Below are 16,070 nucleotides of genomic sequence, written 5' to 3' on the forward strand. Positions count from 1 at the left end.
CTACCGATACGTTGACGATATATCGGGAAACATCACGATGCAACGCTGAGCGTCCGATCGCGTCAGTAGGCTGGGGCAACACCACCGAGTGGGCAGGAGATGGCCGTGAGCGAGACCACCGAGAGCGCAGCGTCGATCTTCACCGTCGGCAACTATGCGCCGGTCACCGACGAGCTCACCGCGTTCGATCTGCCGGTCGACGGCGCCATCCCGCCCGAGCTGGCGGGGTGGTACCTGCGTAACGGGCCCAATCCGCGGACCGCGACCGGACACTGGTTCACCGGCGACGGCATGATCCACGGCGTGCGCATCGAGAACGGGCGCGCCGCGTGGTACCGCAACCGATGGGTCCGTACCGACAGCTTCATCTCCGACTTCCCGCTCTACAACGAGGACGGCACCCGTAACCTGCGCGCCAGCGTGGCCAATACCCATGTGGTCAACCACGCGGGCAAGACCCTGGCTCTGGTCGAGTCGTCACTGCCCTACGAGATCACCAACGAGCTCGAGACCGTGGGCGCCTACGACTTCGGCGGTCGACTCGTCGACTCGATGACCGCGCACCCGAAGATCTGCCCGACCACCGGTGAGATGCACTTCTTCGGGTACGGCAACATCTCCGCCCCGCACGTCACCTACCACCGCGTCGACGCCGACGGCACGCTGACGATCAACCGCGGCATCGACGTGCCGGCGCTGACGATGATGCACGACTTCGCGCTGACCCCGAACTACGCGGTCTTCCTGGACCTTCCGATCGTGTTCGACCTCGGCGCCGCGATGGACGGGGAGATGCCCTTCGTGTGGGATGACGACTACGGCGCGCGATTCGGGCTGCTGCGCCGCGACGACCCGTTCGGCCAGGTGCGCTGGGTCGACATCGACCCGTGTTATGTGTTCCACGTCGCCAACGCCCACGAGACCAGCTCTGGGTCCCTGGTCCTGCAGGCGGTGCGCTACCCCGAATTGTGGCGTCGGGGCGGCGGTTCCGACGCCGAGGGCGTGCTGTGGACCTGGACGGTGGATCCGATCACCGGCGCGGTGAGCGAAGGCCAACTCGACGACCGGGCCGTCGAGTTCCCCCGGATCGACGACCGGCTGGCCACCCGGGCCGCCCGCTATGTGATGTCGGTCGGCAACCGCAGCTGGGTCCGCCATGACCTGGTGACCGGCGATGCGGTCGAACACCGGTTCCCGGCCTCAGGTCCGGGTAACCCCGGGGAAGCGGTGTTCGTGCCGTGCAACGACGGTCCGGCCGACGAGTCCAGCGGCTGGTACCTGGGATACGTCTATGACGCCGACCGCGACGGCAGCGACCTGGTCATCCTCGACGCCTCCGACGTGGCCGCTGATCCGGTGGCCACAGTTCATCTGCCGCAACGGGTTCCGTACGGGTTCCACGGCAACTGGATCGCCGACTGACCGTCAGGAGGGCGGGGTGAAGCCGTCGTCGCGTGCGGGTGGTGGCGATGGAACAGGCCACGGCGCGGGCGGATAGGGCGGCTGCATCGGCGGGGCCATGGCCGCGGGGTTGAGCCTGCGCAGCTCGCGGCGATGCCGTTCGGCCAGCACCGCGGCGAGCACCATGGCCGGCGGAGCACCCGGCGGCGGAGGCGGGGAGATCTGCGCCACCACCTCGGTGGCGATCCGATGAGCCATCTGGTCACGCACGTGTGGCTGCAATTGGGAAGAGCGCGAGAGGAACTGACGCGCGAGTTCGGCCTGGGGGCCGGTCAGGCCGGACAACTCCAGGGCAGAGGCCCACGACGCCAGCGGCGGCGGCATCACCGGCGGCGGTGTCATCTTCGGGGTGCGCTCACTGATCACGACGGTGCCGGCGAAGATGTCGCCGATGCGCTTGCCCTTCGACGAGAGCAGGCTGCAGATGACGGCCGGACCGCCGGTCATCATCCAGATCTCGATGACACCGGCCAGCGCGCGGAACAACGCCTGCCGGAATCGTTCCGGGCCGCCGTCATCGGAGACCACCCGCAACCCCATCGCCATCTTGCCCAGAGTGCGGCCTCGGGTGGCGGTCTCGAAGATCACCGGGTAGCCCACCAGGGCCAGCACCGTGAAGATGATCAGCACCGCAGCAGAGAACGCGGAATCGAACTGCGAAAGCGTCAGCGCCCACAGGAAGACGCCGAGCAGATAGGCGACGAACACCACCGTCACGTCGATCAGCACCGACAGCGCACGCACCGGCAACTGGGCGATCTGGATGTCGAGAACCACCGCGTCGCCCGTCACCACGGGCTGTTGCTGGTCGACCATGAATGCCACGCTACTAAAATCGGGCCACGTGGATGTCGACGCGTTCGTTCTTGCGAACCGGCCGGCGTGGGACCGGCTCGAGCATCTGGTCAAGAAGCGCCGCCGCCTGACCGGAGCCGAGGTGGACGAGCTCGTCGACCTGTACCAGCGGGTGTCGACGCATCTGTCGATGGTCCGGTCGGCCTCGACGGATCAGGTGCTCGTCGGCAAGCTCTCCGGGCTGGTTGCGCGGGCCCGAGCGGCGGTCAGCGGTGCCCACGCACCGCTGTGGCAGGAGTTCGTCCGGTTCTGGACGGTGTCGTTCCCGGTGGTGGCCTACCGGTCGTGGCGGTGGTGGCTGGGTTCGGGCGTCGCGTTCTTCGCCGTAGCCGTGGTGATCGGCGTCTGGGTGGCCACCCACCCCGAGGTGCAGGCCGCGGTCGGCACACCCGCCGAGATCGACCAGCTGGTCAACAACGATTTCGCCGACTACTACAGCGAGCACCCGGCCGGGTCGTTCGCGCTGCAGGTGTGGGTGAACAACGCGTGGGTGGCCGCGCAGTGCATCGGCTTCTCCATCCTGCTGGGCATCCCGATCCCGTATGTGCTGTTCCAGAATTCGGCGAACCTGGGTGTGATCGGCGGGCTGATGTTCTCCGCGGACAAGGCCGACGTGTTCTTGGGCCTGCTGACGCCGCACGGACTGATCGAGCTGACCGCGGTGTTCCTGGCCGCCGGGGCGGGGATGCGGTTGGGCTGGTCGGTGGTCTCGCCCGGCGACCGGCCGCGCACCCAGGTGCTCGCCGAGCAGGGCCGCGCGGTGATCTCGGTGGCGGTCGGCCTGGTGGCCGTACTGTTGATCGCCGGGGTGATCGAGGCGTTCGTGACGCCGTCGAGCCTGCCGACCTGGGCACGCATCGGGATCGGCGTCGCCGCCGAGGCCGCGTTCCTCGCCTATGTGGTGCACTTCGGCCGCAAGGCCGCGCGGGCCGGCGAGACCGGGGACATCGACAACGCCCCCGACGTGGTGCCGACGGGCTGAGCTACAGCCGCCCGGCGGCCTTCATGGCCAGGTAGTGGTCGGCCAGCGCGGGCGCCAGATCCTCCGGGGCGGCGTCGACCACGTCGACGCCGTGCCTGCGCAGCCGTGCGGCGATGTCACGACGGTCGTTGCGGGCCCGCTCCGCGGCGGCGGCGTCATAGACCGCGACCGCGTCCGATCGCCCGCCGGCCAGCGCATCGACTCGCGGGTCGGACACCGCAGCGAGCAATACGCGGTGCTTGGCGGTCAGCGCCGGCAACACGGTCATCAGGCCTTCGTCGATGGCCGACGCGTTCAGATCGGTCAGCAACACCACCAACGCCCGGCGGCGCACCCGCCGCTGGATCGCGGTGGCCATCGCGCGCGGGTCCGACTCCACCAGAGCGGGTTCCAGCGGCGCCATCGCGTCGACCAGCCGGGCCAGCAGGTCGGTGCGCGCGGCGTGGAATACGCCGGCGCGGGTGACGCGATCGTGGGCCAGGAAGTCCACGTGGTCACCGGCCCGCGACGCCAACGCCGCCAACAGCAGGGCGGCATCCATCGACCAGTCCAGTCGGGGCCATCCGCCCCGGTCCTCGGCGGCAGCCTGGGTGGGGTCCACCCCGACACGCCCGGCCGAGGTGCGTCCGGTGTCGAGCACGATCACCACCCGCCGGTCCCGTTCCGGGCGCCACGTGCGCACCACCACGTCGGCCCGCCGCGCCGTGGCCCGCCAGTCGATCGAGCGGACGTCGTCGCCGACGACGTATTCGCGCAGCGAGTCGAACTCGGTGCCCTGACCGCGGATCAACACCGGGGTCAGCCCCTCCAGCTCCCGCAGCCGCGCCAGCCGGGACGGCAGGTGCTTACGGGACAGGAACGGAGGCATGATCCGGACCTGCCAGGGCACCCGGTGCGACGCCTGCCGGCCGGCCAGACCCAACGGGCCGATCGACCGCGCCGTGATCAGCGCCGAGACCTGGTCGCCGCGTCGCACCGGCTGCAGCCGGGTCTCCAGCGTCACGCGCTGTCCCGCAGCCAGATTCAGCCCATGCTTGCGCGGCTGGGCGCGGGCACTCGGCGCCCAGGCGTCGCGGAGGAACCCGCGGAACCGGGCGCGGCTGCCGTTGGTCACCGACAGGGTGGCGGTCACGGGTTGCCCCAGCCGCGCCGAGGTGTTGCCGCTGCGGGTCAGGACCAGCGCGCGGGGGCCTGCCGCCAGCGCAACGTCGACGACAACCGCCACGGCCAGCGCACCCATCAGTACCGCGAACGTCACCCCGGCGCTGGGCGAGGCCACCACCGGGATCGTGCACAGCAGCGCGATCAGCCCGGTGCGTCCCGTGAGAATCACTGCGGTGCAGCCTATCTCGGTACCGGCACGGCCGCGAGAATGCCTTCCAGGACGACGTCGGCGGTGGCCCCCTCGAGTTCGGCCTCCGGTCGTAGACCCACGCGGTGGCGCAGGGTGGGCCGCGCCATCGCCTTGACGTCGTCGGGGGTGACGTAGTTGCGTCCCGACAGCCACGCCCACGAGCGGGCGGTGGCCAGCAGTGCGGTGGCGCCGCGCGGCGACACCCCCAGCTGCAGCGACGGTGAATGCCTTGTGGCCCCGACGATGTCGACGATGTAGCCGAGCACCTCGTTGGCCACCAGGACCTGCCGGACCGCGTCGCGGCCTGCGGCCAACTCCGCCGGGCCGGCGACGGGCTGTACGGTCGTCAGGTCACGCGGATCGAACCCGCGGGCATGCCGGTCGAGGATCGCGATCTCCTGGTCGCGCGGAGGAAGTGGCACGTTGAGCTTGAGCAGGAACCGGTCCAGCTGTGCCTCCGGCAACTGGTAGGTGCCCTCGTACTCGATCGGGTTCTGGGTGGCGGCGACGATGAACGGGTCGGGCAGCGGCCGCGGCTCCCCGTCGACGCTGACTTGGCGCTCCTCCATCGCCTCGAGCAGCGCGGCCTGTGTCTTCGGCGGGGTGCGGTTGATCTCGTCGGCGAGCATCAGGTTGGTGAACACCGGCCCTGCGCGGAACTCGAACTCCGCGGTGCGCGCGTCGTAGACCAGCGAGCCGGTGACGTCACCGGGCATCAGGTCGGGCGTGAACTGCACCCGCTTGAACTGCAACCGCAACGCCGCCGCCAGTGTGCGGACCAGCAGCGTCTTCGCCACTCCCGGAACACCTTCGAGCAGCACGTGGCCACGGCAGAGCAGGGCCACGACCAGTCCGCTGACCACGGCATCCTGCCCGACCACGACCTTGCCGATCTCGGTGCGCAGCGCCATCAGCGCAGTGCGGGCGGATTCATGAGTGGGGGGCTGCGTCACGACTGTGCGACCTGCCTTTCGATGTCGTCGAGTGCGCGGGCCAAGTTCACCAGATCGGTGTCGGTGTCCGGCGCCGGCCCGTACAGCGTATGGGTGAGCATCTGCGGGTCGCCGCCACAACGTTGGGCGACGGCCGCGGCGACGGCGGCCGGAGCAGCGCCGGTCTGCAGGCCTAGGCGGGGGAGCATGCGCTGCAGCGTCGCGGTGCGTAGCGCTTCGGCGGCCCGGTCGCGGGCACGGCGGGACCGGTACAGCCGGCCGCGGCCCTCCACCGTCTCCGACGCGCGCACCACCACCGGCAGCTGCTCGGCCACGAGCGGGCCCAGGCGGCGGCCCCGCCACAGCGCGAGCAGGCCGACCGCGACCACGAGCTGCCAGACCAACCAGGTGACCTGCGGTGGGATCAGATCGAAAACGGAAGCGTCACCGCGAGATTCGGTTCCCTCGCCGCGCTGCGGGGCATACCAGATCATCCGCGGCTGCGTCCCGGCGAGGTTGAGTGCCAGCGCGGCGTTGCCCTCCTCGAGCAGTGCGGAGTTCATCACGAACGCGGCGCTGCCGACCACCGTGACGGTGCGGCCGCCGGCGCGGTAGCGCGCCAGCACCCCGTCGTAGCACCGGGTCACCGAGGTGTCCTCCGAGGCCTCGTAGGAATCGGCGGCGCCGAACTGTACGGTTCCTGCGCGCACCGCCTCCCGCAGGTCGCACCCGGGGCTCAGGCCGCCGAACTGCACGGATTCGGTGCGGCGCAGCAGCGGCGCCAGCTGTTCACGTGTCGTGCCGATCGGTTCGAGAACCAGCCGGTCCCCGGGCAGCCGGGCGAGCCGGGCCAGCTGGTCGTCGTCGTAGAGATGAAAGGTCTGCGCGGCCACGATCAGGGTGTCCGGCCCGGCGGCACGCTCGACGTCGGCGACGGTGTCGGCCACCACCACCTCGATGCCCTGGTCGCGCAGCAGCGCGATGAGTGCGTGGGTGCCTTCGGGCCCGGTGGAGCGGGCGTCGAGGCGGCCGCCGGGACGCGCCGCGGTCAGGTAGGTGGTCAGTGTCGCGACGGCGACGATCACCACCAGCGCCAGCGCGACCCACCGGATACTGCGCATCCGTGCCCGCACGGTCGGCCCGACGGCCGTCGATGGCGTCTGGGTCATCGCACCGGTGTCCAGCCCGACCGTGTCTCCGGCGTCGTGGCCGCGACCCCGACGCTGGCGCCGGCGAGGTCATCGTCGAGCGCGGCGATCAGCGCGTACTGGTCATGCGATCCCGGTCGCTGCCCGTAGGTGACGTCGTTGAACGCCGTTGCGGCGGTGGCCAATCGATCGGCCAGCTGGGGTAGCAGGGCGCCGGCTGCGGCGGCCAGCTCGGTGGCGGTGCGGCCGGGCACCGGACCGAGGATGTCGGCCTCTTCGAGGCGGCGGGCCACCGCGCGCACTCGGTGCCGGATGGCCGCCGGCCAGTCCCCCTCTGCCGCATGGCGTTCGGCGATCGCACGGTGTTCGGCGGCGCTGAGCACGGTGTCGCCGAACAACGTCTCCGGGGTGCCTCGATCGGTCCGCATGGCCCGGCGCGCGATCCGGACGGCCACCGCGAGCGCGGCGCCGCCCAGCAGTGCGAGCACCAGCACGGTCAGCCAGCCGCCGGGAACCTCGGCCGCGGCGGCGGTCAGCCGGTACAGCAGTTCGTCGATCCAGGCGACGAACTGCTCGGTCAGCGACGGCCTCGGATAGATCAGCTTGCCGAGCTCCTGCTGCGCGGCGTCATGGGCCGCATCACGGTCGAGGTCTACGGGCGACACGTCAGCGCTGGCCGGTCAACCACAGCTCGTCGGTGGCGTCGGCCGGCGCACCGGGGTATGTCCCCGGACCAGCCGACGCCCCGGTCTGCAGCACCAGGTCGAACGCCTCGGCCCGGATGCGCCGATCGGTGTACTGCAGCACCACCACACCGGCGTTGAAGGGCCCGGTGATGATCTGGCCGATCGCGCTGCCGACCGAGAACATCACCAGCGCGATCATCCCCGCCCACACCGCTCCGGTGGTACCGAGCAGAATCTCGCCGCCGAAGGTGAACGGGAAGGCCACTGCGCCGGCGACGATCTGGGCCACGAGCAGCGCCAGCAGCCGAATCCCGAAGACGCGCCAGAAGTCGCCTCGAACCAAGGCGAAGGACCGCTTGACCGACGAGACGACGTCGCGACGTTCGAGCACGATCGCGGCCGGCGCGAACGTGATCATGGTGGCGACGTAGGCCACGAACCCGAGCGTCACCAGCACCAGCGGGGCGCCGACGAAGAACGCCGGCCAGCCGCCGGCGGTGACCCCGATCCCGGCGATGATCACCGCGACCACGCCGAACAGCAGGATCGCAGCGAGCATGGTCAGCACGCTGAACCCGATCAGCGCCCACACCCGGGGCCGCAGCCGTCGCCACGCGTCCCCGATCGAGATGCCGGCGCCGAACACCGAGCGGCCGATCACCACGGTGAGCAGGCCGCTGAGCAGGATGGTTGACAGGCCGGTCGCCACTGCCGCCGCAGCGCTGGAGGCGATCGATGCCAGGCTCGAACCGCTGGTCAGCACCAGCAGGTTGGTCGAATCCGCCTCGCTCTCCAGCGATCCGGCGAGATCTCCGGCGAAGGCCAGCGGCCACAGTGACAGCAGCAGCGCCAACAGTTGGGTGGCCAGGACGACGATCGTGGTCAGGCCGAGGGTGGCTTTCGGGTTGGCCCGCATCGACGCGATCGCGCCGTTGAAGATCTCGCCCAGCGTGAGCGGACGCAGCGGCACGATGCCGGGCTTGAGAGCCGGCGGGGGACCATAGCCTGGCGGGGGACCGTACCCCGGCGGGTACCCCGGTGGCCCGTAGGCCTGGCCGTACCCGGGCGGCGGATACCCGGGCGGCGGATACCCGGGCGGCGGATAGCCCGGCGGCGGATAGCCGGGCGGGACGCCGGGGCCGTGGCTGCCCGCGGGACCGTATCCGCCGGCGTCGTAGGTCATGCTGCCCATCTTGGCGAGCGCCGTGACAAATGACAACGTGGTGATCTCGCCGGCAGCTCGTTTCGCCGCAGGGTCGCCGGGTATTCCGAGCCCATGACTCGTTTCGGCTACACCCTGATGACCGAACAGGCCGGCCCCAAAGACCTTGTCCGTTACGCCGTTTCGGCGGAAGAAGTCGGTTTCGACTTCGAAGTCTGCAGTGATCACTACTTCCCGTGGCTGTCCGCCCAGGGCCACGCCCCGTATGCGTGGTCGGTGCTGGGCGCGGTCGCGCACGCGACCGAGCGTGTCGAGCTGATGACGTACGTGACCTGCCCCACCATCCGCTACCACCCGGCGATCGTCGCGCAGAAGGCCGCCACGCTGCAGATCCTCGCCGACGGCCGCTTCACCCTCGGTCTGGGCAGCGGTGAGAACCTCAACGAACACGTGGTCGGGGCGCGCTGGCCCACGGTGGTGCGGCGCCACGAGATGCTGCGCGAAGCGATCCAGATCATCCGGGAGCTGCACACCGGCGAACTGGTGGACTGGAAAGGCGAGCACTTCGAGGTGGACTCGGCCCGGATCTGGGACCTCCCGGACGTGCCGGTGCCGATCGCGGCGGCGGTGTCCGGCGGTCGTTCCATCGATCAGTTCGCTCCGCTGGCCGACCATCTGATCGCCGTCGAGCCCAACAAGGACCTCGTCGACAAGTGGCACGACGCCCGCCGGGCCACCGGGCTGCCCGGCGACGTGCGGGTGATCGGACAGATCCCGATCTGCTGGGATCCCGACCGCGACGCCGCGATCGAACGAGCGCACGACCAGTTCCGCTGGTTCGCCGGTGGGTGGGCGGTCAACTCCGATCTGCCCACCACCGCCGGCTTCGACGGCGCCACCCAGTTCGTCCGCCCCGAGGACACCGCCGAGTCGATTCCGTGCGGACCCGACCTCGACGCGATCGTCGAGTCCGTGCGCACCTACTGGGAGGCCGGCTTCACCGACATCGCACTGGTGCAGGTCGGCGGCGACAGCCAAGATGAGTTCTTCAGCAAGGCCGCCGCGCCGCTGCTGGACAAACTGCGCTCTGCCGCGCACTGAAAGGTTTTCGATGACACGAGGTAAAGGCATTTACGACGACGAGCACGGTTCGGAGAAGTCCGCGTCTTCGACGGCGAACTCCGAATCGGACAAGGATGTCGACGAGAAGACCCCGGATGTGGACAAGGACTCCGGCGAACCGACTGCCTGACTACCGTTGAGGGTCCGGCGCGCGGGCGCCGGGTGACACAGATGGGTGGGAATGTCGATGGGTGTTCCGGCGTGGGTGTGGGGGCTGACCATCGCGTTCATCATCGGGCTGCTGGCGTTCGACTTCTTCTTCCACGTGCGCAAGGCACACGTCCCGACGCTGCGGGAGGCCGCCATCTGGTCGGCGCTCTACGTCGGCATCGCAGTGTTGTTCGGCGTGGCGGTGCTGGTCTTCGGCGGCCCCGGTCCGGGATCCGAGTACTTCGCGGGCTACGTCACCGAGAAGGCGCTCTCGGTCGACAACCTGTTCGTGTTCCTGGTGATCATCGCCAGCTTCCGGGTGCCCCGCGAAGACCAGCAGAAGGTGCTGCTGTTCGGCATCGTGTTCGCGTTGATCGCCCGCACCGGCTTCATCCTCGTGGGCGCAGCGCTGATCAACACCTTCGCCTGGGTGTTCTATCTCTTCGGTCTGGTCCTGCTGCTCACCGCCGGCAATCTCCTGAAGTCGGACCACGGCGACGACGAACAGGAGGCGGACAACTTCGTCATCCGGATCGCCAAGCGGTTCATCCGCACCACCGAGCATTACGACGGCGACAAGCTGGTCACCGTCGTCGACGGCAAGCGCATGCTCACCCCCATGCTGCTGGTCATGGTGGCCATCGGTGGCACCGACATCCTGTTCGCCCTCGACTCGGTCCCGGCGATCTTCGGGCTGACCCAGGACGTGTACCTGGTCTTCACCGCGACCGCGTTCTCGCTGATGGGTTTGCGTCAGCTGTACTTCCTGATCGACGGTCTGCTGGACCGGCTGATCTACCTGTCCTACGGTCTGGCCACCATCCTCGGGTTCATCGGCATCAAGCTGATCCTGCACGCGCTGCACGAGAACAACGTGCCGATCATCAACGACGGCGAGCCGGTACCGGTGGTCGAGGTCAGCACCTCGCTGTCGCTGGCGGTGATCATCGGCGTGCTGCTCATCACCGTCGTTGCGTCGCTGTTCAGCCGGAAAGGCAAGGCACAGACGGCCATTGCCAATGCGCGCCGTCATGCCATCGCCTACCTGGACTCCGAGTACACCAAGGATCCCGAGGAGCGCGAACGGATCTTCCGTGCGCTGCTCGACGAACGTGACCAGATCCTGGCGCTCGGACCCAAGTACCGGCAGATGGTGCGCGACGAGGCCGAGTTGATCGACCTGTTGAACCGCGCAGCGGCCAAGCACGACGAAGCCGTCGCCCGCGGTCACGCCGAACCGTTCACCCGCCGAGGGTTGACCTGACCGTTTCCGGAGTCGGCGCCCGAGGATTGCAGTCATACCAGTAGGGGTATAGGTTGGCGACGGCCGCCATACCGGCTGGGGTATGACGGTCGGGAACATTTGGAGTGCACCTGCAGTTCAGATACCCATGGGGGTATATGGGAAGGAGGTAATGCACATGTGTTACGCAGTGACATGTCCGTCGTGTGGCAAGACGACCTGGGACGGATGCGGCCAGCACGTCGACGACGTGATGCGCTCGGTGCCCGACGCGCAGCGATGCCGCTGTCAACGTTCGCCCGAGGCGCCGCGCAGCAACCCGCGGGGGTTCTGGCGCCGGTGATCGGGGTAGCGGAGACAGTATGGTCCTGACGCTCGGACTGGCCCTCGGCGCACTGATCGGTGTGCTACTGGGGTTGCTGGGCGGCGGAGGCTCGATCCTCGCCGTCCCGGCCCTGGTCTACGGGATGGATCTCGATATCCAGCAGGCGATTCCGATCTCGCTGATCGTCGTCGCCGCGGCCTCGGCTGTCGGGGTGCTGCCCAAGATCCGCGCCGGACAGGTCCGGTGGGGGATGGCGGCGATCTTCTCGGCCGCCGGCATTCCCGCGACCGTCGCCGGGAGCGCGCTGAGCCGTCATCTGCCCGAGTCGGCGCTGCTGATCGGGTTCGCGGTGGTCATGGTGGTCGCCGGAATCCGGATGCTCACCGATCACGGCGGAACCGGCACCGCATGCCAGACCGAGGGCGGTCAGGTGAATTGGCGCCGCTGTGCACCGCGGTCGGTCGGCGCCGGGTTGGTGGTCGGCCTGCTGACCGGGCTGTTCGGTGTCGGTGGCGGATTCCTGATCATCCCGGCCCTGGTGATGGTGCTCGGGGTGGAGATGACGACGGCGATCGGCACCTCGTTGCTGATCATCATCGCCAACTCCGTGGCCGGCGTGGCCTCCCATCTGTCCGCGATCACCGTCGACTGGACGGTGACCGGCGCGTTCGTCGCCGCGGCCATGGCGGCCTCCCTGGTGGCCGGGTACTTCGGCACCAAGGTCGACGCCGACCGCCTGCAGCGTTGGTTCGCCTACCTCGTCTTCGCCGTCGCCGCCTACGTCCTGATCGACACGATCTTCCTCAAGTAGACGACCCACCCACGACAAGCAAAGGAGCTCAATCATGGACGTCGCCATCATCGAAACTTCCGGCCTCGGGGACCGCAGCTACCTCGTCGCCCACGACGGGGTCGCCGTGGTGATCGACCCGCAGCGCGACATCGACCGGGTACTCGACCTCGCCCGGGAGCGCAATGTGCGCATCACCCACGTGCTGGAAACGCACCTGCACAACGACTACGTGACCGGTGGGCTGGACCTGTCGAACATCGTCGGCGCCGAGTACGCGGTACCCGCCGGCGACGACGTCGGCTATCCGCGCCGCGCGGTCGCCGACGGCGACGTCATCGACGCCGGCCCGATCCAGCTGGAGGTGCTGCACACCCCCGGCCACACCCACCACCACGTCAGCTACGTGCTGCGCGACAGCGGCGGCGACGTCCACGGCGTCTTCACCGGGGGCTCGATGCTGTTCGGCACCACCGGTCGCACCGACCTGATCGGGCCCGAGGACACCGAGGAACTCACGCGGGCGCAGTACCACTCGGTGCACAAGCTCGCCGACCGGCTGCCCGCCGCCACCCCGATCTACCCGACCCACGGATTCGGCAGCTTCTGCTCGGCCACCCCGGCGTCGGGCGACGAGTCCACCATCGGGGAGCAACGCACGACCAACCCGGCGCTGACCCAGGACGAGCAGAGCTACGTCGACGAACTCCTCGCGGGGCTGTCGGCCTATCCCGCGTACTACGCGCACATGGGCGTCATCAACAGCGAGGGGCCGCAGCCGGCGGACCTGACCCCGCCCGAGCCGATCGATCCGGCCGAACTGCGCCGGCGGATCGAGGCCGGCGAATGGGTCGTCGACCTGCGCAACCGCACCATGTTCGCCGCCGGGCACCTGCAGGGCACGCTCGGCTTCGAGCTGTCCGGCTCGTTCGTCAGCTACTTCGGCTGGCTCTACGACTGGGGTGCCCCGGTCACCCTCATCGGTGAATCCCGCGACCAGATCGCCGACGCCAAGCGGGAATTGGTGCGCATCGGTGTGGACCGGCTCACCGGCGCCGCCACCGGCGACATCGACGACCTGCGCGACGGGGCCCCGCTCGGGTCCTATCGGGTCGCCGACTTCGCGCAGTTGGCCGAGGCGCGTTCGGCCGAGACCGTGGCGGTGCTCGACGTTCGCCAGACCCATGAGTTCGAGCAGGAGCACATCCCCGGCGCCGCGAACATTCCACTGCACGAGCTGCCCGGCCGGCTCGGCGACGTGCCCGCCGGACAGGTCTGGGTGCACTGCGCGTCGGGCTATCGCTCGTCGATCGCGGCGTCCTACCTCGACCGTGCCGGCCACGACGTCGTGCTGATCGACGACGCGTTCGACAAAGCCGGCGAGCTCGGGCTGACGAAGCAGTAGACGTCAGCGGCTGGCCGCGGGATCTCCGCGCCGTTTGGTCTCCAGGCGATGCCAGGTCCACCAGAACAGCAGCGCAGCGCTGATCGAGCCGGCCGCGGCCAGCCACTGCGACGCGAGAAACAGCCGCCACGTGGTGGGCTCGTCGTTGACGTAGGCGGACGCGGCGAACAGCATCTGCAGCGTGCCCAGTGTCAGGCTGGCCGTCCCGACGGCAGCGACCAGGACGACGAAGATCGTGCGCAACGTGTAGCGGCGGGCGTCCGGCGAGACCACCGCGCGGATCCGGCCGGTCCAGGCCAGCAGCAGCGCGGCGGCAGCTGCGACGAAAAGCGCCACCGCATTGGCGGCCAATGTGTCGGACAGTCGGTGGGCCTTGATGACCACGGTGTAGGCGCCGATGCCCACCGCCCAGGTCAGCGTCACGAACATCGCGATGCCGCGGAAGCGGTAGGGCATCACGATCAGTGTCGCGAACAACAGGCACATCGCGGCTGTGGTGTGCCCGCTGGGCAGGGTGTTCTCGGCGAACGTCCCCTCTGCCGCCGCGAGGTCGGGGCGCGAGAGCACGCGGTATTTCAACACCTGGGTGAGGGCTTGGCCACCGAGAATGACGCCGACACCGGCAACCGCCAGCCACACCTGGCGGCGCAGCAGCCCGATCAGCGCGACGATGGCCGCCGCACCCAGCTGCGAGGTCACCGAGATCGTGTGGAACGCCTCCAACGCGACTCGCCGCAGCTCGGGGTCGACCTGGTTGGCGCCGCGCAGCGCCGCATCCTCGAGTCGCTGACCCGTGGTGGTCTGCACGGCCAGCAGGTAGACCGCGGTGCCGAACAGCGCGGCGACGCTGAGTACCGCCGCCCACCGGTATGGGGCGCGCCGGAGCCGGCGGTCACCGTCGACAGCCCTCCGCTGCTGCAGCACCGCCACCGGCGCAGCCCCTCTCGTTCGGTCGCCCTCGATAACGGAAACGCCCAGATCGCCGCGGTGTGATGCTCGGAATCCCGGCCAGTTCGTCTCGGGCCCCGACCCTAGCGCGTGCAGCAGCCGGGAGCCGGGTGCCGCCCTCGCTGTTAACGTGATTACGTATCTACGACGTAGATACGTACCTATGTCTTGCCATCGGCGGTCACCGCCCCGCACCGAGGAGTTTCCCGTGTCATCGGTTCGACGACGCATGGCGGCGCGCGCCGCCGCGGTCGCGGCCTTCCTCGCCCTGATCGTCGGCTCCGTGGTGACCTTGAGCGGCGCCGACCCGGTGGAGGCGGCCCGCGCGCCGGAGCCCGCGGCTGCGCCTGCGAACGTCGTCATCACCCCGGGCCGCGGGTGCGGTGGACGTCGAGCCGGTCGGTGCGGTGAAGGTTTCGGTGACCGGCGGCCGCGTCGGCGAGGTCTGGCTGCGCAACGAGCAGGGTAAGCGGGTGCCGGGTGAGCTGTCGCAGGACGGCTCGGCGTGGCAACCCGCGGTCCCGCTCGGGTATGGGCGCACCTACACACTCGAGGCCGTCGGCCGGGGTGGCGACGGACCGCCGGTACGCGAGGTGTCGACGTTCACCACCCTGGCACCGCAGTCGCAGGCCCGGGTGCGGCTGACCGCCACGTCCGGTGCGGCGCTGCGCGAGGGCGCCACCTACGGTGTCGGCGTCGTCGTGGTCGCCGACTTCGACCGGGCCATTCCCGACCACGCGGCCGCCGAGCGCGCCCTGCGGGTCACCACCGAACCACAGGTCGACGGTTCCTGGTACTGGCTCGACGACCACACCGCACACTGGCGGCCCAGGCAGTACCACACGCCCGGTACCGCGGTCTCGGTGGCGGCGAACATCTACGGCATGCCGCTCGGGGACGGTGTTTACGGCGCGGCCGACCGTGCGGTGAGCTTCCGCATCGGTGAGGCCCGCATCTCGGTCGCCGACGATCGCACCAAGCAGATCGACGTGTTCGAGAACGGCGAGTTGGTCCGTACGATGCCCACGTCGATGGGCAAAGGCGGCACGCAGACGATCGGCGGCACCACCCTCGCGTTCTGGACCCAGCGCGGTGTCTACACCGTGCTCGACAAGTCGGAGTCCGTCGTCATGGACTCCTCCACCTACGGGCTGCCGGTGGACAGCGGCGGATATCGATTGACCGTCGAGAATGCAGTTCGGTTGAGCCACAACGGAATTTATCTGCACCAGCTCGAGAGCACGGTCTGGGCTCAGGGCAACACCAACGTCTCGCACGGCTGCCTGAACCTCAACGCCGACAATGCGCGCTGGTTCTACGAGTTCGTCCGACCGGGCGACGTCGTCGAGGTGCGCAACACCGGCGGTGACCCGCTGCCGCTGGCGTTGAACGGCGACTGGAGCCTTTCGTGGGACCAGTGGCGACAGGGAAGCGCGTTGAGGTGATCGGGCGTGGTATCAATATCTACGTACCTACGCCGTAGGTACGTAGATATTGATGACGGAAA

At 69.3% G+C, this 16,070-nt stretch carries 16 protein-coding genes; 9 read left to right on the forward strand and 7 right to left on the reverse strand.

Going from position 1 to position 16,070, the window contains the following annotated elements; all coding sequences use genetic code 11:
• The first annotated feature begins 105 nt into the window (after positions 1-105).
• Entirely contained in the window at positions 106-1,422 is a 1,317-nt protein-coding gene (locus G6N31_RS23530) for a carotenoid oxygenase family protein (RefSeq protein WP_234815189.1), read from the forward strand.
• Between the two features lie 3 nt (positions 1,423-1,425).
• Here G6N31_RS23530 and G6N31_RS23535 read toward each other — a convergent pair whose 3' ends face one another.
• The gene (locus G6N31_RS23535) at positions 1,426-2,277 is read right to left on the reverse strand and encodes an RDD family protein (protein ID WP_098002234.1); all 852 of its coding nucleotides are present in this window, start codon (positions 2,275-2,277) and stop codon (positions 1,426-1,428) included.
• Positions 2,278-2,305: 28 nt separating this feature from the next.
• Here G6N31_RS23535 and G6N31_RS23540 point away from each other — a divergent pair, with 28 nt between their 5' ends.
• A complete protein-coding gene (locus G6N31_RS23540) occupies positions 2,306-3,298 on the forward strand; it encodes a stage II sporulation protein M (protein ID WP_098002096.1) in 993 nt (330 codons plus the stop codon).
• Position 3,299: 1 nt separating this feature from the next.
• Here G6N31_RS23540 and G6N31_RS23545 read toward each other — a convergent pair whose 3' ends face one another.
• The 5 genes from G6N31_RS23545 to G6N31_RS23565 are packed head-to-tail and all read right to left on the reverse strand — an operon-like array spanning position 3,300 to position 8,601.
• Entirely contained in the window at positions 3,300-4,631 is a 1,332-nt protein-coding gene (locus tag G6N31_RS23545; protein ID WP_098002095.1) for a DUF58 domain-containing protein, read from the reverse strand.
• 11 nt (positions 4,632-4,642) lie between these two features.
• Positions 4,643-5,605, reverse strand: coding sequence for an AAA family ATPase (locus G6N31_RS23550; protein ID WP_098002094.1), 963 nt, complete (start codon positions 5,603-5,605; stop codon positions 4,643-4,645).
• A complete protein-coding gene (locus G6N31_RS23555) occupies positions 5,602-6,753 on the reverse strand; it encodes a DUF4350 domain-containing protein (protein WP_098002093.1) in 1,152 nt (383 codons plus the stop codon). Before G6N31_RS23555 ends, G6N31_RS23550 begins: the two co-directional genes overlap by 4 nt.
• The gene (locus tag G6N31_RS23560) at positions 6,750-7,397 is read right to left on the reverse strand and encodes a DUF4129 domain-containing protein (RefSeq protein ID WP_098002092.1); all 648 of its coding nucleotides are present in this window, start codon (positions 7,395-7,397) and stop codon (positions 6,750-6,752) included. The genes G6N31_RS23555 and G6N31_RS23560 overlap by 4 nt, the downstream gene beginning before the upstream one ends.
• Before the next feature lies 1 nt (position 7,398).
• The gene (locus tag G6N31_RS23565) at positions 7,399-8,601 is read right to left on the reverse strand and encodes a DUF7847 domain-containing protein (RefSeq protein WP_197747148.1); all 1,203 of its coding nucleotides are present in this window, start codon (positions 8,599-8,601) and stop codon (positions 7,399-7,401) included.
• Between the two features lie 93 nt (positions 8,602-8,694).
• Here G6N31_RS23565 and G6N31_RS23570 point away from each other — a divergent pair, with 93 nt between their 5' ends.
• From G6N31_RS23570 to G6N31_RS23590, 6 genes are all read left to right on the forward strand, one after another.
• Positions 8,695-9,681: an LLM class F420-dependent oxidoreductase gene (locus tag G6N31_RS23570; protein ID WP_098002090.1), complete on the forward strand. Its 987-nt coding sequence runs from the start codon at positions 8,695-8,697 to the stop codon at positions 9,679-9,681.
• A 10-nt stretch (positions 9,682-9,691) separates the two neighbouring features.
• Complete coding sequence (locus G6N31_RS23575) at positions 9,692-9,832, forward strand: hypothetical protein (protein WP_163722341.1); 141 nt, start codon at positions 9,692-9,694, stop codon at positions 9,830-9,832.
• 57 nt (positions 9,833-9,889) lie between these two features.
• The gene (locus G6N31_RS23580) at positions 9,890-11,116 is read left to right on the forward strand and encodes a TerC family protein (RefSeq protein ID WP_098002233.1); all 1,227 of its coding nucleotides are present in this window, start codon (positions 9,890-9,892) and stop codon (positions 11,114-11,116) included.
• A 157-nt stretch (positions 11,117-11,273) separates the two neighbouring features.
• On the forward strand, positions 11,274-11,438 hold the full coding sequence (locus G6N31_RS27890; RefSeq protein ID WP_494337381.1) for a DUF8730 family Cys-rich protein: 165 nt from the start codon (positions 11,274-11,276) through the stop codon (positions 11,436-11,438).
• A gap of 19 nt (positions 11,439-11,457) precedes the next feature.
• Positions 11,458-12,231: a sulfite exporter TauE/SafE family protein gene (locus G6N31_RS23585; protein WP_098002089.1), complete on the forward strand. Its 774-nt coding sequence runs from the start codon at positions 11,458-11,460 to the stop codon at positions 12,229-12,231.
• Positions 12,232-12,265: 34 nt separating this feature from the next.
• Positions 12,266-13,615 (forward strand): MBL fold metallo-hydrolase, encoded by a 1,350-nt coding sequence (locus G6N31_RS23590; protein ID WP_098002088.1) that lies wholly within the window; start codon positions 12,266-12,268, stop codon positions 13,613-13,615.
• A 3-nt stretch (positions 13,616-13,618) separates the two neighbouring features.
• On the opposite strand, the gene G6N31_RS23595 is transcribed toward G6N31_RS23590, so the two are convergent.
• Entirely contained in the window at positions 13,619-14,545 is a 927-nt protein-coding gene (locus G6N31_RS23595) for a phosphatase PAP2 family protein (RefSeq protein ID WP_234815188.1), read from the reverse strand.
• Positions 14,546-14,946: 401 nt separating this feature from the next.
• On the opposite strand from G6N31_RS23595, the gene G6N31_RS23600 reads away from it, so the two are divergent.
• Positions 14,947-16,008, forward strand: coding sequence for a L,D-transpeptidase (locus tag G6N31_RS23600; protein ID WP_308207662.1), 1,062 nt, complete (start codon positions 14,947-14,949; stop codon positions 16,006-16,008).
• Positions 16,009-16,070: the final 62 nt, after the last annotated feature.

Origin of the sequence: Mycolicibacterium duvalii (assembly GCF_010726645.1) — a bacterium.
GTDB lineage: Bacteria > Actinomycetota > Actinomycetes > Mycobacteriales > Mycobacteriaceae > Mycobacterium > Mycobacterium duvalii.